This is a genomic window from Kribbella sp. (genome assembly GCF_035687465.1).
Lineage (GTDB): Bacteria > Actinomycetota > Actinomycetes > Propionibacteriales > Kribbellaceae > Kribbella.
In genome coordinates this window covers 14303-33581 of the sequence record NZ_DASRXP010000425.1, presented here as the reverse complement: position 1 = coordinate 33581, position 19279 = coordinate 14303, and the positions used below count along the sequence as shown (strand labels likewise).

16 protein-coding genes are annotated in these 19279 nt (G+C 68.0%); 2 read left to right on the top strand and 14 right to left on the bottom strand.

Annotated features, from left to right (window positions below; genetic code table 11):
- From VFG33_RS22030 to VFG33_RS22005, 6 genes are all read right to left on the bottom strand, one after another.
- On the bottom strand, nt 1–668 hold a 668-nt coding region (locus tag VFG33_RS22030; protein WP_325054809.1), incomplete at its 3' end, for an alpha/beta fold hydrolase.
- Nucleotides 668–1825 (bottom strand): alanine racemase, encoded by a 1158-nt coding sequence (gene alr, locus VFG33_RS22025; protein WP_325054808.1) that lies wholly within the window; start codon nt 1823–1825, stop codon nt 668–670. The genes VFG33_RS22030 and alr, both read right to left, overlap by 1 nt.
- Before the next feature lie 61 nt (nt 1826–1886).
- Entirely contained in the window at nt 1887–2528 is a 642-nt protein-coding gene (locus VFG33_RS22020) for an HAD family hydrolase (RefSeq protein WP_325054807.1), read from the bottom strand.
- Between the two features lie 21 nt (nt 2529–2549).
- A complete protein-coding gene (locus VFG33_RS22015; RefSeq protein ID WP_325054806.1) occupies nt 2550–3359 on the bottom strand; it encodes a GH12 family glycosyl hydrolase domain-containing protein in 810 nt (269 codons plus the stop codon).
- A 175-nt stretch (nt 3360–3534) separates the two neighbouring features.
- Nucleotides 3535–4737, bottom strand: a complete 1203-nt coding sequence (locus VFG33_RS22010; RefSeq protein WP_325054805.1) for a GH12 family glycosyl hydrolase domain-containing protein — start codon at nt 4735–4737, stop codon at nt 3535–3537.
- A 321-nt stretch (nt 4738–5058) separates the two neighbouring features.
- Complete coding sequence (locus tag VFG33_RS22005; protein WP_325054804.1) at nt 5059–6261, bottom strand: hypothetical protein; 1203 nt, start codon at nt 6259–6261, stop codon at nt 5059–5061.
- Between the two features lie 121 nt (nt 6262–6382).
- Between VFG33_RS22005 and VFG33_RS22000 the strand changes: the two genes are divergently transcribed.
- Nucleotides 6383–7159, top strand: a complete 777-nt coding sequence (locus tag VFG33_RS22000; protein ID WP_325054803.1) for an META domain-containing protein — start codon at nt 6383–6385, stop codon at nt 7157–7159.
- 7 nt (nt 7160–7166) lie between these two features.
- Here the strand turns inward: VFG33_RS22000 and VFG33_RS21995 are convergent, their stop codons facing one another.
- From VFG33_RS21995 to VFG33_RS21985, 3 genes are read right to left on the bottom strand one after another with little or no spacing between them, the layout of a single operon-like run.
- Nucleotides 7167–10178, bottom strand: a complete 3012-nt coding sequence (locus VFG33_RS21995) for a PIG-L family deacetylase (RefSeq protein ID WP_325054802.1) — start codon at nt 10176–10178, stop codon at nt 7167–7169.
- 41 nt (nt 10179–10219) lie between these two features.
- A complete protein-coding gene (locus VFG33_RS21990) occupies nt 10220–11638 on the bottom strand; it encodes an NAD(P)H-hydrate epimerase (protein ID WP_325054801.1) in 1419 nt (472 codons plus the stop codon).
- Between the two features lies 1 nt (nt 11639).
- Nucleotides 11640–11990, bottom strand: a complete 351-nt coding sequence (locus tag VFG33_RS21985) for a holo-ACP synthase (RefSeq protein ID WP_325054800.1) — start codon at nt 11988–11990, stop codon at nt 11640–11642.
- 93 nt (nt 11991–12083) lie between these two features.
- Between VFG33_RS21985 and coaA the strand changes: the two genes are divergently transcribed.
- The gene (gene coaA, locus VFG33_RS21980) at nt 12084–13037 is read left to right on the top strand and encodes a type I pantothenate kinase (protein ID WP_325054799.1); all 954 of its coding nucleotides are present in this window, start codon (nt 12084–12086) and stop codon (nt 13035–13037) included.
- Between the two features lie 23 nt (nt 13038–13060).
- Here the strand turns inward: coaA and VFG33_RS21975 are convergent, their stop codons facing one another.
- The 5 genes from VFG33_RS21975 to VFG33_RS21955 all read right to left on the bottom strand — a co-directional run bounded on the left by VFG33_RS21975 (nt 13061) and on the right by VFG33_RS21955 (nt 19236).
- Nucleotides 13061–14254 (bottom strand): MFS transporter, encoded by a 1194-nt coding sequence (locus VFG33_RS21975; RefSeq protein WP_325054798.1) that lies wholly within the window; start codon nt 14252–14254, stop codon nt 13061–13063.
- A 110-nt stretch (nt 14255–14364) separates the two neighbouring features.
- The gene (gene murQ, locus VFG33_RS21970; protein ID WP_325054797.1) at nt 14365–15258 is read right to left on the bottom strand and encodes an N-acetylmuramic acid 6-phosphate etherase; all 894 of its coding nucleotides are present in this window, start codon (nt 15256–15258) and stop codon (nt 14365–14367) included.
- Between the two features lie 32 nt (nt 15259–15290).
- The gene (locus VFG33_RS21965; RefSeq protein WP_325054796.1) at nt 15291–16193 is read right to left on the bottom strand and encodes a MurR/RpiR family transcriptional regulator; all 903 of its coding nucleotides are present in this window, start codon (nt 16191–16193) and stop codon (nt 15291–15293) included.
- A 35-nt stretch (nt 16194–16228) separates the two neighbouring features.
- The gene (locus tag VFG33_RS21960) at nt 16229–17905 is read right to left on the bottom strand and encodes a serine hydrolase domain-containing protein (protein ID WP_325054795.1); all 1677 of its coding nucleotides are present in this window, start codon (nt 17903–17905) and stop codon (nt 16229–16231) included.
- 44 nt (nt 17906–17949) lie between these two features.
- Entirely contained in the window at nt 17950–19236 is a 1287-nt protein-coding gene (locus VFG33_RS21955) for an exo-beta-N-acetylmuramidase NamZ family protein (RefSeq protein WP_325054794.1), read from the bottom strand.
- Nucleotides 19237–19279 lie beyond the last annotated feature (43 nt).

The window sequence follows — 19279 nt, the reverse complement described above, 5'->3', positions numbered from 1 at the left end:
CGGGCGATCCGGCCGGGCCAGCCGGGGAAGATGATCGGGACCTTGTCCAGGCCGCCCGCGCTGGTCGAGCACAGGCCGACCCCGATGACGCGGTCGCCGAACAGTTCGGGATGCTGCCCGGCCAGCGCCATGATCGACATGCCGCCCATCGAGTGCCCGATCAGGATCACCGGCCCGGTCGGCGCGAACTCCTGCAGGATCCCGTACAGGTCGCGGCCGAGCTGCTCGATCGTGACGCCCTCCTTGGGCGACCGGCCGGACCGGCCGTGCGACCGCTGGTCGTAGAACACCATCGTGCCGATCCCGGCCAGGTCGCGGCGCTCGAAGTGCCAGCAGTCCATGTTCAGCCCGTAGCCGTGGGCAAAGATCAAGGTGAGATCGCCCGGGACCTCGGGTGCCTTGCGCCGCAGCCTTCGCTTGGGCGCTTCCGGTGGACGGCGAGAGCGCTTCAGCTCGTCGACCTCCACATACAGCTCGACGCCGTCGTCGGCGGTGAACACATGGGGCGTCCCGCGCAACGATCCGAACGGCTCGGCCTCGAGTTGGGCGCGCTGTCCGGAGCGGCGGCCGATGACTTGGCGTTCCACCGCGACGCCGGCGGCCGCCCCTGCGGCGAGCACTCCGACCGCGGCGCCGATCAGACCGGCGGTGCGTCCTGCCTTGGACATCAGCCGGTCACCTCCTCGCTGTCGACGTACCTGCGCGGCACCCGGGATCCGAGCCGGGTGACGATCTCATAGTTGATGGTCTGTGCCGCATCCGCCCAGTCGTCGGCGGTCGGCTCGCCGTTGTCGCCAGGCCCGAACAGGACGACCTCGTCACCGGCTTCGGCGGAGCCGTCCTCCAGGTTGACCACGCACTGATCCATACAGATCCGGCCGACGACGGTACGCCGCTCGCCGCGGACCTGGACCGGCGCACCGTTCGACGCGTGCCGCGGCAGACCATCGCCGTACCCGAGCGGGATCAAGCCGAGGGTCGAAGGTGCGGGGGCTGTCCAGGTCAGCCCGTACGAGACTCCCGCGCCGGCCGGGACCCGCTTCACCATCGCGAGCCGGGCCCGCAAAGTCATTGCCGGACGCAACCCCAGCTCGGCCGACGGCAACGCGTGCCCGAACGGCGAGAGCCCGTACGTCGCGATGCCGGGCCGCACCAGATCGAAATGCGTCTCGGGCAGCGCCAGCGTCCCACCGGAATTGGCCAGGTGGCGCATCGGCGGATCGACGCCGAGCGACTCCGCGACCTCGATGGCCGACAGGAACGTGGCCACCTGCGCCTCGTTGATCGGGCTCTTCGGCTCGTCCGACGAGGCCAGGTGGGACCAGATACCGGTGATCTCGATCCGCCCGGACTTCTCCTCGGCGAGCGCTGCCCGCAGCAGGGTCGGCCACTCCTCCGGTACTGCGCCGCCGCGGCTCATGCCGGTGTCGATCTTCAGGTGCACTCGCGCCGGGCGGTCCTCGACCCCGGCGGCGATCTCGTCGATCTCCCAGGGCGCACCCGCGGACAGGTCGATGCCTTCGGCAATGGCCTGTTCGAGCGGCTCACCGGGAGTGGTCAGCCAGCAGAAGATCGGGCCGTTGTCCCCGGCGGCCCGCAGCGCGAGCGCCTCTTCCAGCACAGCCGCGCCGATCCAGTCCGCGCCCGCCTGCCGCGCGGCCCGCGCGACCGGCACCATCCCGTGGCCGTAGCCGTCGGCCTTCACCACAGTCATCAGCTGCGCCGAAGCCAGCCGCGAACGCAGCGTAGCCACGTTGTGACGGATCGCGGCGAGGTCCACCACCGCTTCAGCACGGACCATCGAAGGCTCCCGGGACTCAGACATAGCCCCTCCAGTGTCCTGCATCGGCGGTGACGCCGGTGACGGTGGTGTCCGGTCAGGGCCTTCAGGCGGCGTCGATCAGCGCCGGCAGGGCGCTCATCTCGCGGAAGACGGCGTCCGCCGAGGCCAGCTTCTCCGGCGCGGTCATGGCGGCGAAACCGAACACCTTCATTCCGGCCGCGTTGGCCGCGGCGACGCCGAGCGGGCTGTCCTCGACCACGACACAGTCGGCCGGCTTCACGCCCATCGTGCTCGCCGCGTGCAGGAAGAGGTCCGGCGCGGGTTTGCCGTGCCGGACATCCTCGGAGCTGAAGATCCGCCCCTCGAAGCGATCCCAGAACCCGACCGCTGTGAGCGCAGTGTGGATCCGTTTGTGGGTGCCGGAGGAGGCCAGACAGTACGCCGTACCGGCGGCGTCGAGGTGGTCCAGCACGTCACGGACTCCTGGTACCGGCTGGAGCTGCGCGAAGCCGTCGAACAACCGCTGGTGGTATCGATCCTCCAGGTCGGCCGGCAACGGCGACCCGAGCTGCGCCTCCGCCTTCTCCCGCATCGACACCATGCTGCCGCCCATGAAGTCCCGGACCGCCTGCTCGAAGGTGTACGGCAGTCCCGCCTCCGTGAGCAGCTCGGCCAGGATCGTGTTGGCCAACCTCTCGGAGTCCACCAGTACGCCGTCGTTGTCGAAGATCACCAGGTCGGTCACCCCTGAACCCTACGCAACGCCTCAGCTCTCAGTGATGGCGAAGTCCGTGAAGTTGAACCGCTGCGGGGTGTTGTTGGTGTCGCAGACCTCCACGCCGAAATCGACCTGCCAGGTGGTCGAGTTGGCCGGGATCCACTTCCTGGCCTCGAGATCCTTGAAGAACAGCTGCAACGGCATGGTGCCGGACAGCTGAGGTGTCACCGAGACATAGGTGAAGATGCCGCCCGGGGTGGTCGCTCCACCCGACTTCCAGACCTCGTACTCGTGCCCGCCGACAGTCGTCCGGCCGACCTGATCGCCGGCGGGCCGCTGGTTGAAGTTCTCGGTCCAGATCATCAACTCGTTGTCGAAGTCCTTGTTGATCCAGATGTCGAACGCGACGTTGTAGATGCAGCCGTCGCAGCGTGGTGAGTCGGCGGCGAACTTTGCGGACTGGATGGTCGACAACGGCTTGTCGCTGTAGTCCTTGTGGACGTTGGGATAAGCCCGGACAGCAGTGCCGTCGGGCTGGGTGGCGACCTCGTACCAGTTGTCGAAGTTGCAGACGCCCAGGGTGTAGGTGCCGTTCTCGTTGTTCCACATGTTGTTGTGCACGTAGTAGGCGCCGTACGAGCGACCGTCACCCTCGTTGTTCGTCGAGGTGGTGGTGAACGACGGATTGGTGCAGCTCTCGACCTGGCTCGTCCCGCCGGGCTGGTCAGCAGCCGCCGCTGTCACCGCGTTCGGGCTGTCCTGGGTGGCGTAGAAGACGGCCGAGCCGGCAACCACGGCGGTGACGGCTATCAGGACCGCGATCACACGGCGTCGGGTAGATCCGGTCAAGCTGGGCATGAAAGTTCCTCGGTTGATCGAAGGGTCACTTTCTGCTCGCCCCAGCGTCGGAAAGTGACCCATAGTTTCTCACCCTGTCCCCGGGAAGGCGGGTCAGAAACGCAACTGCAACGCGATGGCGATCAACGGCGTCCGGACCAGCCAGGCCCATCGTGGCCTGGCTGGTCCGACCGGGTCAGCTTTCGGTGATGGCGAAGTCCGTGAAGTTGAAGCGCTGCGGGGTGTTGTTGGTGTCGCAGATCTCCACGCCGTAGTCGACCTGCCAGGTGGTGGAATTGGCCGGGATCCACTTCCTGGCCTCGAGATCCTTGAAGAACAGTTGCAGCGGCATGGTGCCGGAGAGCTGGGGGGTCACCGAGAGGTAGGTGAAGACGCCGCCGGGGCTGGTGGCTCCACCTGACTTCCAGACCTGGTACTCGTGGCCGCCGATGGTCGTGGTGCCGACCTGTGAACCGGCGGGCCGCTGGTTGTGGTTCTCGGTCCAGATCATCAGCTCGTTGTCGAAGTCGTTGTTGATCCAGATGTCGAAGGCGACGTTGTAGATGCAGCCGGCGCAGCGCGGCGAGTTGGCGGCGAACCTGGCCGACTGGATCTGCGACAGCGGCTTGTCGTTGTAGTCCTTGTGGACGTTGGGGTAGGCCCGGACAGCAGTGCCGTCGGGCTGGGTGGCGACCTCGTACCAGTTGTCGAAGTTGCAGACGCCCATGGTGTAGGTGCCGTTGGAGTTGTTCCACATGTTGTTGTGGACGTAGTAGGCGCCGTACGAACGTCCGTCACCCTGGTTGTTGGTCGAGGTGGTGGTGAAGGACGGGTTGGTGCAGCTCTTGACCGGGCTCGCGGTGTTCGTGGGAGTCGGCGTGCTGGTCGGTGGGGTCGTGCTGGGGGTGGTCGTGCTCGGAGTGGTCGTACTCGGAGTGGTCGTACTCGGAGTGGTGGTGCTGGGCGTGGTGGTCGGCGTCACGGTAGGCGGAGAGGTAGGCGCGGGAGCGTCCGTCCCGAAGTCGTAGTGCACGGAGAACCGCACACTCCGGCCGGCCGGGTACCTGCTCCCGTCGGGCCGTACCACCTTGAGCCGGTAGGTCTTGTCGTTGGTGAGGCTGGGATCGATCGACAGGATCGACGAACCCGAGCCCATCGCCACGATGCTGGAGGGCTTCTTGGCGAAGTGGTGAGCCTGGGTACAGCCGGAGTTGGCATCCAGCACGCAGGTCTCGACCCGTCCCGTGCCGCTTGGCTCTTCAGCAGCCGCGGGCGCCGCGACCACTGCGGACGGGCTGTCCTGGGTGGCGTAGACGGCGGCCGATCCGGCGATCACTGCGCCGAAGGCGAGAAGGATCGCGGTGACGCGGCGGCGGGTAGGTCCGGTGGAGCTAGGCATGCAAATTCCTCGTCTGGTAGACGGGTCCACCTTCTGCTAACCCCAGCGCCTGAACGTGGCCCTCAGTTATCACTCTCTGAGTCCCCAGAAGGGCCTGGACGATGATGGCCGGCATCGGGCTGATGCCGGATCTCGTCGAGGCAGACCGGGCACGGAGTACCTCGGCCATGAAGTGCGCGCGGTGAAGCCGGGCCCGACGTTACCCCAAAGATGCAGAACCGTTATCTTTCCGAATCCGATCAAACCGGAACTTTACGTAGGGACCGCCAAGAGCTACTGGGGCAACGCGGGGGTCGCCGGACCGCCAGGCGATCTGATGCTTCAGGCCACCTTGCTCAGGGCGTCGGCGAGCTCCTGCCAGAACGTGCCACCGATGGCTTCGCCCACCAGCGGCAGCATCAGAATGAGGTTGCTGACTCCGAACCGGCGCCTGATGGACGGGTCCACCGGCCACGTCGGGCTGTGCAAGATGAGCTGGTAGTCCTCGGACAGATCCGAGATCTCATCCTTCAGGCTCTGCCGGTCCGCCGGCACCTTGGTCTCGCGAAGCCTTGCTCGCAGCTCGGCGATATCGCTGGAGAGGCGGTCTGCCTGCGCGGTGAACTGCCGCTTCTGCGCGCGCATAGTCGCGTGAATGGATCGCATCGGCAGCAGGAAGGCCAGCACCTCCACCACGATCGCAACGACCAGCAGGCCGACATACGTGGACCGCCACTCGTCGAGGCCGGCTACCGGGATGAACCACCACCACGCGGCGAGATAGAGCGCGGGGACGCTCGCGCTGAGCGACTGGTACAGGAAGAAGTCACCCACCGGCTTGAGCCCACCCGCGCCGTCGGCATGTCCAGGCATGACGCGCACAACGGCGCGGCCCTCGCGGGTGAGCGTCGACCAGAACGACCCGTAGGCGACCATGCGCCCGATCCGGTCGCCGGCCACCCAGCCCCCGATGACCTCGAACAGAACTACCCAAAGCGAGTAGCGGGAACCACTTGGGCCCAGCAGGACCACGATCCATGCGATCAGGAGGATCGCGGCGATGGCGATGCTGCCGAGCCGGCTCCACTTGCGCGTCTGGTGATCGAGCTCGGTCTCGAAGCGCGCCCGCCGGCCGGTCGGCAGTTCGACGACGCGGCGATCGAGCAGGCGTTGGAGCGCCTCATCTAGACGTGTCCGGAGGCCGCGAGTCAGCTCTATCCCGACGAGGAGGGCCAGTACCCCGGTCAGGAACATCGCATTCCCATCCTGGGCGAAGGCCCGCCCGAACACGACCTGGCCGGCCAGGAACATGCCGAGCAACACCCACAGCAGCAGCCGGTCCAGCTCCAGCCGGCCGATCTTGAGGCCGTACCCACCGGCCGTAGCCGCCAGCCCGATGATGAGCAGCGCCAACCCACCGGTCATTGCCCACCTCAAGGGCTGGTCCTGCTGGACCTCCCACCCGACCGCGACAACTGCCAGCACACAACTCGGCAGCGCCCACCACCGCGGCACTCGGCCGATCCCCTCAGCCGCTGTGGTCATGGCTCCAACGATCTTCCGGCTATTGCCGGGGCGCAACAGGATTTGGCGCGTCGCCGGAAGTGGTGGCGATCGGTGCAACGCGGGAGCCGGTGGTGGCGTCCGTAGGGGTGTGAGGACACGGATGGTGGCTGTGGTCGTTGCCGGGCTGGTGTTGCCGTTGGCCGGGTGCGGCGACGAGTCGGGCGGCGGCGGTGCTGCGGACCCGCTGAAGGGGAAGTCGTACCTGTCCGTGTCGGTGACGGAGGGTGGGAAACCTAAGCAGTTGGCGCCGAACACCCGGGTGCGGTTGCAGTTCATGGATGACGGGCGGCTGCTCGCGGACGCCGGGTGCAACACCATGGGCGGCAAGGTGTCCACCGGCAGCGGACAGCTGACAGTGGAGGACGGACTCGCCGTCACAGATCTCGGCTGTGACCCGCCGCGGCACGCTCAGGACGACTGGCTGGTCAAGCTCCTGCAGAACAAGCCCGCCTGGAAGCTTGAGCAGAACAAACTCGACGTGACCACGGCCGACACCGTGCTCGTCCTGCAGGATCGCGACACCGCCGAGCCAGATCTCGTACTGGACGGGACAAGGTGGTCACTCGAGACCGTCATCTCCGGCGAAACCGCCTCCCACTCGATCGGATCGGAGAAGGCCCACCTGACGATCAGCGGTGAGCGGATCACCGGTTCGACGGGATGCAACGACCTGCAGGGCATCGTGGCTCGCACCGACGACACGTTGACCTTCGGTGAGCTCGGTACGACGCGGAGAGCCTGCGCAGGTGACGCAGCTGCGCTGGAGAAGGCGGTGCTGGGTGTACTGAACGGCGAGGTCAGCTACAGCATCGACTCGAACCGGCTGAAGCTGCGCGCAGCCGACGGCTCCGGCCTCGACCTGACCGGAGCCCGCTGAAGCAGCACTAGCGGTTCAGGCGGAGGTCGAAGGCCTGGACCTCGTTGGCGAGGGTTTCGAAGGAGAGTTGGACGCGGCCGTTGGCGAGCAGCCGCGCTCTCTCGGCGGCCGTGAGCGGGATGGACAGATGCTGAACTCCCCGAGTGATCGGCTGGACTGCCTGCTTCACCACATGGCCGCTCATGTCGGGCGACCAAGCCGGGATGCCGCCGTCCGTGACCGCGCACGGCGTCAGCCCGTAGTCCGGCGCCGGATCAGCCGCCGGTGAGCAACTGGTCGTGTAGACCGGGATCGCTCCGAGTTCACCCGTCGTCAGGAACACCCGTGCCGTGCCGGAACCGCTCGACTGCGTGTACAGGTCGAACGACTCGCGCCCCAATCCGGCGTACAGGACTCGCAAGTTCTTCGTGGGCGTGCGGCCGGAGATCGGGACGCGGTTGCGGGCCGACTGGGCGATCGTCTGCGGTGAGAGGGCACCGTTGAGGTTCGGGTTCGAGACGTCAGGCGGCGTCGGCGTGGTGGGCCGGTCCGCCGGCGGCGTGTAGCCGGGCAGAGTCGCCAGACCCCAGCGGTACGGATCGGACTGGACGGAGCCGAGCGCGGACCAGCCGAGCCGGGTGCTGTTGTCGATATGTCGCAGGGTCGTGGTCCCGGCGGCCGAGGTGTCGTCGTTGTCGTAGGGCGTGATGTTCAAGCCGAGGTTGGCGGGATCCACCGCTGCGGGCAGCACCGCGAGCGGAATCTTCACCTCGATGTCGTAGCCGCCACCCGCGTAGGCATGCGGGGTCGTGGTCTCGTTGCTGCCCACCCAGGTCGCGGTGGAGGCAACCTGGACGCCGGGCGCATTGCCGGTGTCGAGTGATCCGCTGGAGTACCCCTGCTTGTTGTCCGCGTCACGGGACCAGCAAGGCCCGTTCCCGTTGCCGTTGCTGAACGGGAAGATCCCCAGCTTGAAGGTGTTCGCGGTGTCCTTGAGCACCTGCGAGGCGGTCCCCCGCGGATCGAGCAGGATCTCCACGGAGTCGGCCTGCCAATGCCCGACGCACTCCTGCGGCGTCACCGCGTACGACTGGTAGTCGTCGCGCACGTGGATGAAGAAGTACAGCGCGTCCTCGGACCACGTCACCCGCGCCGTACTGCCTTCACCGGTGGCGGAGACCCCGCAGTCGTCCGTACCGGTGCAGGTGGTCGCGCCCTGCCAGATCCGGCCGAGATCCAGCATCGGGCCCGAGTACTCACCCGCGGCCGCGGTGCCGTCGACCGTCGGCGCTGCCGTCGCCTTGGGGATCGCGGTCGTCGGGACGAGCGACAGCGTAAGCGTCTCGTTGCCGGAGCCGCCGTTGTACGTCGTCGTGATGGGGATGGACACGTTCTGCATCACAGGCAGCGAGGCATCGGTGTTCGTGACGGTGAAGGTGACTGTTGTCTCCGCACCCGGCGCCAGGGCCGAGTACGCCTTCGACGTCGCGTCCGCGGTGAAGTCGGCCGGCAGAGCGAGTGAGACCGCCCCGCTCTGCGGTTGGCTGGACCAGTTGTGCACGATCACAGGTACCTCGATGGTCCGGCCGACGCCCATCGACTGGATCGCGCCGGAACGGCCGAGCCGGGCGGCTTGCGGGGCCACGGTCGCCAGCCATTCGTCGTACTCGAGCCAGTTGCCCCAGCGCGCAAACCGTCCCTCGACCGGAGACACGATCCGTACGACGTTGTCGGTGTAGCCCGACTTGTTCCCCGTGGTGTAGCGGGCCGCGATCTTCGCGTTCTGGTTCACCGTCGCATCGCCGGCCGGGGTCACGGTGAAGGTGGCAGTCGTCTCCGCGTCGCGTCCGACCTGCCCGACTGGCTTCGGCCCGTCCACGGTCCACCCGACCGGCACCGTCAGCCTGACGTTGCCAGGGGCAAGCTTCCCGCCGCCCGAGCGGAGATGGACGGTCGCCTGGAACGGCGTCCCCGCGACGTTGGAGAACCGGTCGAAGGTCAGGTACTGCAGAGTGCCCGCGGGCAGACCGCCGGGATCGGCCTTGGTGGCTCCGAACAGGATCGCCCCGTCGAGCCCCGCCTTCGGATTGACCGAGCCGTCCTCGAGGACATTCGGCTGGAACGGGACGAACGACTGCGTCATGCCGAACCGCGGGCAAGCCGGAGCCGAGGTCCCCTTGAACATCACCCTGCTCTGGGTCGGGTACGCCGCTCGCCCTTCGTCGGCGACCTGTTGCCACGACTTCGCCGTACCGGCTGGTTGGCCTTGCAGGTTTCCCGCCGGCCACCTGTACGGCGAGTCGTACCCGGTCCAGACGCCTACCACTGGGTCGAGGCCTGTCGGGGCGAAGCCAGTGGTGCAGTTCGCCGCTGTGGTGGTTCCACCCGTGCCTGCTGTGCTGCCGCCCGAGAACACCTTCTTCACCTGCCAGGTGCTGAGCGCATCCGGGCCACGGAGCTGCTCAGGGAACTTCGTCGGGTCGGCGGCCGCAAGCACGCCCTCCCAGATCAGCCGACCCGCTTGCTGGTGGTTGCCGTGTCCGGCAGCCAGCGTCGGGGTGAAGCCGATGTAGATCTCGGGCTGGGTCGTGCGGATCACCCGGGTGACGCGCCGCAGGGTCTCCTCGGAATCCCAGAAGTACTGCGTGAGCGGCGCGCTCTGGTTGTAGAAGAAGTCGATCCGGTCGAGGTTGAAGATGTCGATCGTGCCGGACCGGTAGTGCGCGACCCGGTCCTCGTTCTCCCGCCGCAGACCGAGGTCCGGCCCCAGCTCGGTGCCGACCGCGTTGCCGCCGCCCTCACCGCGAGTCACCATGATCACGCCGCACTTCACGCCGTACCGGTCGTGCCAGACCCCGCACGGCCCGATGATGCTGGTGTCGTCGTCCGGGTGCGCCCACTCCCCCATCACGTCGATCTTGGTCGCCCGATCCGCCACATACGGCTTGGCAGCGGAGTCAGCGGCCGGTGGGGTCGCGTGGGCTGGGAACGCGGCGGTGGTGAGAAGGGCGGCAACGAGCAGGGCGGACAGCGACTTCATGTGCGGACTCCTAGGGCGGCGGAGGCACTCCTACCACCGTCCTACCCAGCAATGTCCTCATCCCGCAACAGCTGCCGCGTGGCTTCGGCCACCTTGGCCGCGACCTGCATCGCGGTGACCGGTCCTTCGGCGGCGGCGAGGTTCGCGGCGGCCGCGTGAAGGTAGGCGCCGACAGCTCCCGCGTCGACCTCGTCCAGACCGGCCGCGACCAAGGCTCCGCAGAGACCCGCAAGGACGTCGCCTGAACCCGCGGTGGCGAGCCAGGGGGTAGCCATCGGGTTCACGTAAACCGTGTCGCCGTCGGCAGCAGCGACGATGGTCGTCGCTCCCTTCAGCAGCACCTGGACCTGCGTTTCCTGCGCGGTACGCAAGGCATAGTGCAGCCGCCGGGCCTCGATCTCCTTGCGGGGGACACCGATCATCGAGCTGAGCTCGCCGGCGTGGGGCGTGATCAACACCCGGCCGGCCAGAGCGGTGTCGAGCATCGAGATGGCGCCGGCATCGACGACGACAGGCAACTCCTGCTGCTGGGTGACGCGCGCGATCAGGTCCTCTTCCCCGCTGCCTTCGGCCAGCCCTGAGCCAACCGCCCAGGCCTGCACTCGGCCTTCGCCGACGACCACCTCCGGGTGCACCGCGAGAACCGCGTCGGCCACCGGCTGGGGACCGACATAGCGGAGCATGCCGATCGGGCCGGCGAGAGCTCCAGTGGTCGCGATGACAGCAGCGCCCGGATATTGAGAGGAGCCGGCTATCAAGCCGAGAACACCACGGGCGTACTTGTCGGACTCACCATGCGGAACGGGATACAGCGCGCGGACATCGGCCGCCTGCAGCGACCGGACCACAGCCCGTGGCAGGTCCAGGCCGATGTCGATGAGGTGGACCGGACCGCACGCAGTGGCTGCCGGGTCGATCAGGTGACAAATCTTGTGGGTGCCGAAGGTGACGGTGAGTGCGGCCTTGACGTGCTCGGCCGGTGTCTCGCCGGTGTCGACGTCGACGCCGGACGGCATGTCGACGGCGACGATGGGGACGTTGTGGTCCGCGGCGATCTTGACGGCGGCTGCCGCGTCCGGCCTGAGGCCGGGACGTCCTCCGATGCCGACGATGCCGTCGACGACCACGTCCGCGGTGGGGATCGCGTCGGTCGAGCCGATGCGGCCGCCTGCTGCCTGGAGAGCGGCGAGGCCGTCGGGATGGGCCTTGTCCGACAGCAGAATCGCAGTGACCTTGGCGCCGCGACGGGCCAGCTTCTCGCCGGCGTACAGGGCGTCGCCGCCGTTGTCGCCCGAACCGATCAACAGCACCACGCGAGCGCCGTACGTGAAGGTCAGGAAGTTGCTGATGGCAACGGCGAGGCCGGTGGCGGCGCGTTGCATCAGGGTGCCTGCAGGGAGCCTGGCCATCAGCTCGGCCTCGGCGGCCCGGACCTGTTCGACGGTGTGGGCGTAGCGCATCTCAACCCTCCAGGACGACGACCGCCGACGCGATGCCGGCGTCGTGACTCAGGGACAGGTGCAGGCTCTGCACGCCCAGCTCGGACGCCTTGGCCGCGACGGTGCCGGTGATCTCCAGCCACGGGCGGCCGGTGTCGTCCGTCAGCACCTCCGCGTCGTGCCACTTCATCCCCGCGGGCGCGCCGAGTGCCTTGGCGAGCGCCTCCTTGGCGGCGAACCGGGCCGCGAGCGAGGCCGGTGGCTTCTTCGCCTCCGTCGGGGTGAAGACCCGGTCCCGCAGTCCCGGGGTCCGTTCCAGGGTCTTCATGAAGCGTTCGACGTCGACCACGTCGATGCCCACGCCGACGATCATCGGGCTTTCGGTGTGACAACTGCCACACCCGCAGAGTCGTTGCCGCACATGCCGGTCAGCGTAGCCCGCTGAGGTGTGGGAAGAATGGGCCCCATGCTGCAGCCGCCGCGGGAGGTGACTCCCTACACCGAGCTGGATCGTGCCGCCTGGGCGAAACTGGCCGAGACGACCGAGTCCCCGCTGACGGCTGAGGAGATCGAGCGGCTGCGCGGTCTCGGCGACGAGGTCGACATGGACGAGGTCCGCGAGGTCTACCTGCCGCTCTCGCGGATCCTGTCACTCTATGTGAGGCACGCCCGGGCGCTGCACTCCGACACCGAGGCCTTCCTGGGCCAGCCGGCCGCCACCCGGACGCCGTTCGTGATCGGTATCGGCGGATCCGTTGCCGTCGGCAAGTCGACGACGGCCCGGTTACTGCGGGAACTGCTGGCGCGCTGGCCCGAGCACCCGCGGGTGGCGCTCGTCACCACCGACGGTTTCCTCTGGCCGAACGCCGAGCTGGAACGCCGCAACCTGATGCTCCGCAAGGGCTTCCCGGAGTCGTACGACCGCAAGGGACTGCTGCGGTTCGTGGTCGAGGTGAAGTCCGGGATGGACACGGTCGAGGCGCCGGTCTACTCGCACCTCCACTACGACCGGATGGAAGGCGTCCGGACGACGGTCGAACAGCCGGACATCCTGCTGCTGGAAGGGCTGAACGTGCTGCAGCCCGCGCCCCGGCACGCCGATGGGAAGAGCGGGCTGGCGGTCAGCGACTTCTTCGACTTCTCCGTGTACGTCGATGCAGCGGCCGATGACATCCGGTCCTGGTACGTGCACCGCTTCCTCAAGCTGTGGGAGACGGCCTTCCGCAATCCGGAGTCGTACTTCGTCCGGTACGGCGAGCTCAGTCGCGGAGAGGCGATCGCGAAGGCGGAGTCGCTCTGGGACGGCATCAACGGGCCGAACCTGCGCGAGAACATCCTCCCGACCCGCTCCCGCGCCACCCTGGTCCTCCGCAAAGGCGCCGACCACGCCGTCCGCTGGGTCCGGCTCCGCAAGCTCTGACCCCACCCGGTCAGCGCCGATCTCTAGTCCCTCAGAGCAGCCCGGGCGGCGGGGATGATGGCGAGGGCGACGATGGCGGCGGTCAGGCCGAAGGCGACCGAGTAGCCGGTGCCGGCGACGACCATGCCGAAGACGATGGCGCCGACACCCCAGCCACCGTCGTACGCCAAGTTCCAAAGGGCGCTGACCTGGCCGTACCGGGACTTCGGGACCCGGTCGTACATGGTCGCGAGCGTCAGATTCTGAGCGGCGCCGAAGCCGATGCCGAACAACGCCGCCCCGGTGACGATCGCGACCGCGCTACCAATGAAGACCAGCGATCCTGCGCCGACGGCAGCCAGCACAAGCGCCGGCCACAACAGCTTCACCGAACCGACTCGATCGCCGTAGCGACCTGCGAGCCACCGTGCTGCGGGAGCGGTGATCGCCTGTACCAGCAGGGCGGTCGCGACCAGCGAGTGGTTGTCGCCGGCAACGGCCAACGGTACGAAGGTGACGCTGATGCCGGCAGCCACAGTCACCGCGGCGAACACGAAGGTCGGCATCAACAGCCCACTCCCCCGCAATCCGCCCAGCACCTTCACGTGCTGCTCTTCAGCACCAGTACTGCGCTGAGGCATCGCCGGGACGGCAGCTAGTCCGACGAGGGAGGCGACTGCCCCAAGAACGAAGAGTCCGCCGAAGCCGACGTACTCGATCAGGTAGACACCCAGCGGCAGTCCGATGACAGCCGGCAGACCCACCGCCAGCCCGTACACCCCGAAGGCCTCGCCACGGCGATGCGCGGGAGTGAGGTCCGCGACGAGCGCGACCGCACCGACGACCAGGATGGCGAGGCCGGCTCCCCGGACCACGCAGACGACGAGAACCAGCGGCAGCGACGCGCTGAGCAGCAGCACGAGCGACGGAGCGCCGAGCAGGACCAGTCCCAGTCCGAGGGTGCCGCGGTAGCCGATCCCCTTGAGCATTCTCGGGACCAGCAGTTCCATCGCGACGGCCGAGAGCATCATCGCGCCGGTCGAGAGCCCGGCACCGACGCCACCGGACCCGTTGGCGGCCAGGTAGAGCGGCACCACCGACGTGAGCAGGTACATGCTGAGCCCGGAGCCGAACACCATCATCAGCAACTTGCTGAACCGCGGCGTCAGCAGCCGCGCCGGGCGAGCCGCGACGACCGGCGTACCGGCGGTAGCGATCTGACAGGCGATGTCACTCATAGCCCTACTCCCAACGGCTCAGGTTTGTTCGGTACCTTCACCGTAGGAGTGGATCGGTCTGGTCTACAGGTCCAGTTCCGCACCCGCTTGGAGGACCAGTTCGGGCGATCTCAGGCAGGGGCGCCCAGGCGGCCGAGGGCAACCGCGACGCGGCCGCCGGCTTCTTCAAGGGCCTCGCGGGCCTCGGAGACCGGGCTGCCGCTGAGAAGGTGGACCAGGGCCGGCTTGAGCTCGCCGTCGGCCTCGACCAGCGCCGTCGCGCACGCCTCGGGATCCGCACCGGTCGCCTCGGCCAGGATCCGCAGCATCCGGCCGCGCAGTTTGTTGTTGGTGGCAACCATGTCGACCATCAGGTTCGACCAGGTCCGGCCGAGCTTGATCATCAGCGTGGTGGAGAAGCTGTTCAGGATCATCTTCTGCGCGGTACCGGCCTTCAGCCGGGTGGAACCGGCGATCACCTCGGGCCCGGTGTCCGCCGCGATCACGATGTCCGCGTACGCCGCCAGCGGGGGCGTCGGGTTCGACGTCACCAGTGCGGTGGTCGCGCCGGCCGCCCGGGCCGCGCGCAACGCGCCCGCGACGTACGGCGTGCTGCCAGAGGCCGCGAGACCGATCACCAGATCAAGCTCGGTGACAGTCGCCGCGTCGGCGGCACCGCCCTCCTCCGAGTCCTCGACGTTCTCGACCGCGCGAAACAACGCCTCCATCCCGCCCGCGTGGTGCGCGACGACCAGGTCGTCCGGGGCGTGGAAGGTGGGCAGCAACTCGGCCGCGTCCAGTACCGCGAGCCGGCCAGAGGTCCCGGCGCCGAAGTAGTGCACCCGGCCCCCGCTCCGGACCGCCTCGACAGCGGCGTCGACGGCCCGCGCGAGCTCGGGGATCGCGGCGCGGACCGCGCCCGCGACGCGAGCGTCCTCCGCGTTCACCAGCTGGAGGATCTCGGTGGTGCCCACCGCATCGATCGCGAGCGTCCTGGGGTTGCGCTGCTCCGTGGGTGTGATCACAGCGTCGATGTTAGTTTCCTACTGAAGGAAATTCAATTCTGTTGATCATTGACAGAACCCTTGAGCCGGTGTCCACGCACCGCACTGGCCGTCTCTTCCAGTGCCTTACGGGCGTCCGGCAGTACCGACTGGGCCACGCCGATGAACAGGCAGTCGATCACCGTCAGTTGCGCGATCCGGCTGGACATGGCACCCGACCGGTACGTCGTCTCGCGGGCGGCCGTGGTCAGCACCAGATCAGCGGTCTTGGCCAGCGGCGAGCGCGGGAAGTTCGTCACCGCGACCGTGGTGGCACCGTGCTTGGCGGCCTCCTCGAGCGCCTCCACCACCTCGACGGTGGTCCCCGTGTGGGAGATGCCGATCGCGACGTCACCCTCGCCGAGCAGCGCCGCACTCGGCAGCGCGACGTGCACGTCCGACCAGGCGAACGCGACCCGGCGGATCCGGTGCAGCTTCTGCTGCAGGTCGAGCGCCACGAAGGCGCTCGCGCCGAACCCGTAGAGGTCGACCCGTGGCGCCTTGGCCACCACGGCGACCACCTTGGCGAGCGCGTCCACGTCCAACTGCTGGGCGGTCTCGCGGACCGCGCGCTCGTCCGCGAAGGCCACCTTGCCGACGACGTCGGCGAGCGAGTCTCCCGGCTCGATGTCACCGCCGACCTCGGGTCTGATGTTCTCCGTCGCCGACTGGGCCGCCAACTGCAGGCGGAGCTGCGGGTATCCGGGAACGCCGATCTGCTTGCAGAACCGGATGACCGTGGTCTCCGAGGTGGACGCCACCTCGGCCAGTTCGGAGATCGTCATCGCCGCCACTCCGCCCGGGTCCGCGAGGACCGCGTTCGCCACCCGCTGCTCGGCCGGCGCCAGCGCGGGCATCACCGCGCGGACCCGGACCAGCAGCGGCCCCGTGGGTTCAGGAGAGGTAACTGAAGTCATGACGCCACCGTACGGCGAATGAGCACCGAGCGGGGTCACCGACGCGAAAGTCTCCAACCTGTTGCGACAAATGATTCAGGCGTTCGTTCTCCGTCGAACAGCACCTGCCGGCCCGACGAGATCTTCACGCCGTCCACGTACACCCCGCGGCCCTGGTACAGCGGGTCCGAGGCGTACCGCCAGCGCAGTGTCTGGTCACCCGCGCCGAGCTCCGCCGAGACCTGATGCCAGTGCCGGTCGCCGGACCCGCTGATCGAACCGTCGGTGTCGATCACCGTGCCCCGATCGCGAACCGTGAACGGCACCTTGTTCCAGGTCGTCCCATCGGTGGAACTCTCCAGATACAGCAGATCCGTGTCCTCGGTGTCCACGAACAGATCGAACGACACGTTCGCCCCGGCAGCCGGTACTGCGACCTTGGCCGCGAGCGTCGCAGTACTGGCGTCCGTTGTCCCGGAGAACCATGCGTCCTTGCCGTGCTGTGGTCCAACCCCCAGAGACAGCGCCAGGCCCTGTACTACGGCCCGCCGCGCCGGATTGTTGCTGCCCCAGTTGCGGCTCGGGTGAACCCGGTTGGTGAGCAGGATCGCGAACGACCGTGAGTCGAAGTCGATCACGATCGAGGTGCCGGTGTAGCCGGTGTGGCCCGCAGTGCGGGGACTCGACAGGCCGCCCATGTACCAGCGCTGGTTCAACTCGAACCCGAGCCCGTGGTCGTTGCCCGGGAAGGCCTGGTTGAAGTTCGTGATCATCGCGGTGACGGAGTTCTCCTTGAGGATCCGCGCCCCTCGGTAGCTGCCGCCGTTCAGGAAGGTCTGCGCCAGCACGGCCAGGTCGTCCGCGGTGGAGAACACCCCGGCATGCCCGGCGACACCGTCCAGCGACCACGCGTTCTCGTCGTGCACCGAACCCCAGACCATGCCCCGCGGCGGGGCCGTCTGGTACTCCGTGGCGGCGATCCGCGGCTTCTTCTTCTCGTCCGGGTTGTAGCCGGTGTCGCGCATCTGCAGAGGCTTGGTGATGCCGTCGGCGACGAGCTTGTCCAGCGTCTTGCCGGTCACCCGGTGCGCCAGCTCACCCAGCGAGATGAGGTTCAGGTCGGAGTACAGGTACGTCGTACCGGGCACGCTGGTCGGCTTGGCCGTCAGTGCCATCTGCATCCGCGACGCCGGATCGGGCTGAGCGCTCCACAACGGCAACCAGGAGGGCAGCCCGGTGGTGTGGGTCAGCGCCTGCCGGACCGTGATCGCCTCCTTGCCGTTCTGCCCGAACTCCGGCACGTAGGTCGCGATCGGGGTGTCCAGGCCGACCTTGCCCTTCTCCACCAACTGAATCACCACGATCGAGGTGAACAGCTTGGACACCGACGCCATGTCGAAGATGGTGTCGGTGCGCATCGGGATCTGCTGGTCCGCGGGCAACTCGGTACCGTTGCCGTCGGAGTACTTCAGCGCCAGCCCGGTCGCCTCGCGGGTGACCACCTTGCCGTCGTGACCGAGCAGCGTCACCGCACCGGCGTACAGGGGTTTCACGGTGCCGCTCGGCCGGGTCCAGGCCTCGACCTGGGCCAGGGCCGTGTCGATCGGCGCGGGGTCGAGGCCGGCCTTGGCGGGCGTCGAGTCACGAAGCAACGTCGACTTCGGCGCGTAGCCGTCGTACGGGTGGTCGAAGCGTCCGGATTTGTTGCCTGAAGCAACTGCAGGGCTGGCCATGGTGAGCATCAGGGTAGAGGCTACCGTGAGGGCGAGGAGTCGCTTCACCGGTGATCTCCCTTGTACAGCAGGTACTTCGCCCGCCGGGCGGTCCAGGCGTCGGTCTCAGTGCGCCACGCGGCGATGATCGCCTCGGCGGTGGCGCCGCCGTCCAGCATGGTGCGGAACCGGTCCGAGCCGGTGAGCAGGTCGATCCAGCGGCCGGGCGGATTGTCACCGGTCCGCCAGGCGAACCCCGGGTACAGCTTCTTCGCCTCGACGATCATGTGGGTCGCGGCGACGATCGCCTCCACCTTGTGCGGGTCGGTGATCTGGATCTGGACGCCGCCGCAGAGCACGTTCGCGTTCTTGGAGATGAACGGCGTGAAGTACGCCTCGCGGAAGTCGATGCCCGGGATGTTCTTGGCCTGCAGTGCCTGCGCCCACTTGTAGTCGACGTACGGCGCCCCGATCAGCTCGAACGGCCGGGTCGTGCCACGCCCCTCGGACATGTTCGTCGCCTCGAACAGGCAGGCGCCGGGGTAGAGCAGAGCGGTGTCCGGCGTCGGCATGTTCGGGCTCGGCATCACCCAGGTCAGCCCGGTGTCGGCGTACAACTGGTCGCGCTTCCAGCCCTTCACCTGGATCACCTGCAACTCCTTGAGCCGGGCGCCGTTCGCGTCCAGCGGCAGGTACTCCGCGTTGAAGAGCCGGGCCAGCTCGCCCACGGTCATGCCGTGCTGCTGGATGATCTCCTCCTTGCCCACCCCCGAGGTGAAACCGGGCTTCAGCATCGGACCGCGCGCATACCCGCCGACGGGATTGGGCCGATCCAGTACGACGAACTTGGCGCCGGTCTGGACCGCGGCGAGCATCGCCTCGTACATGGTCCAGATGTAGGTGTAGAACCGCGAGCCGACGTCCTGGATGTCGAAGACCACTGTCTCGACACCGGCCTTCTGGTAGAGCGTGACGAGCTTGGCCGCGTTCGCGCCGTACGCGTCGTAGACCATGATCCCGGTCCGCGGATCGACGTGGTCGCCCTCGGATCCGCCGGCCTGGGCGCTGCCGCGGAAGCCGTGCTCGGGCCCGAACACGGCGGCCACGTTGACCTTGCCGGAAGCGTGCATCGTGTCGACGATGTGGTTCAGGTCGTCCAGGATGCCGGTCGGGTTGCTGATCACGCCGACCTTCTGGCCGGCCAGCGCCTTCCACCCATCCTTCGCCAACGACTGCGCGCCGGTGGTCACTCCTTTGTCCTTGGCAGGCGCGGCCGCGGTGGCGGCCGGGATGTCGATCAGCGGTGCGGCAGCGAGTGCACCGGCACCCGCCAGCAAACTGCGGCGCTTCATCGGATCTCCTTCGAGCGGGGTCTGACGGGACGGGGTCGGTCGG

Bases quoted from the DNA above. Each gene is read 5' to 3' on its own strand.
- alr (WP_325054808.1), bottom strand. From the start codon at position 1,825: ATGTCTGAGTCCCGGGAGCCTTCGATGGTCCGTGCTGAAGCGGTGGTG.
- VFG33_RS22015 (WP_325054806.1), bottom strand. From the start codon at position 3,359: ATGCCCAGCTTGACCGGATCTACCCGACGCCGTGTGATCGCGGTCCTG.
- VFG33_RS22010 (WP_325054805.1), bottom strand. From the start codon at position 4,737: ATGCCTAGCTCCACCGGACCTACCCGCCGCCGCGTCACCGCGATCCTT.
- VFG33_RS22005 (WP_325054804.1), bottom strand. From the start codon at position 6,261: ATGACCACAGCGGCTGAGGGGATCGGCCGAGTGCCGCGGTGGTGGGCG.
- VFG33_RS22000 (WP_325054803.1), top strand. From the start codon at position 6,383: ATGGTGGCTGTGGTCGTTGCCGGGCTGGTGTTGCCGTTGGCCGGGTGC.
- VFG33_RS21995 (WP_325054802.1), bottom strand. From the start codon at position 10,178: ATGAAGTCGCTGTCCGCCCTGCTCGTTGCCGCCCTTCTCACCACCGCC.
- VFG33_RS21990 (WP_325054801.1), bottom strand. From the start codon at position 11,638: ATGCGCTACGCCCACACCGTCGAACAGGTCCGGGCCGCCGAGGCCGAG.
- VFG33_RS21985 (WP_325054800.1), bottom strand. From the start codon at position 11,990: ATGATCGTCGGCGTGGGCATCGACGTGGTCGACGTCGAACGCTTCATG.
- coaA (WP_325054799.1), top strand. From the start codon at position 12,084: ATGCTGCAGCCGCCGCGGGAGGTGACTCCCTACACCGAGCTGGATCGT.
- VFG33_RS21975 (WP_325054798.1), bottom strand. From the start codon at position 14,254: ATGAGTGACATCGCCTGTCAGATCGCTACCGCCGGTACGCCGGTCGTC.
- VFG33_RS21965 (WP_325054796.1), bottom strand. From the start codon at position 16,193: ATGACTTCAGTTACCTCTCCTGAACCCACGGGGCCGCTGCTGGTCCGG.
- VFG33_RS21960 (WP_325054795.1), bottom strand. From the start codon at position 17,905: ATGGCCAGCCCTGCAGTTGCTTCAGGCAACAAATCCGGACGCTTCGAC.
- VFG33_RS21955 (WP_325054794.1), bottom strand. From the start codon at position 19,236: ATGAAGCGCCGCAGTTTGCTGGCGGGTGCCGGTGCACTCGCTGCCGCA.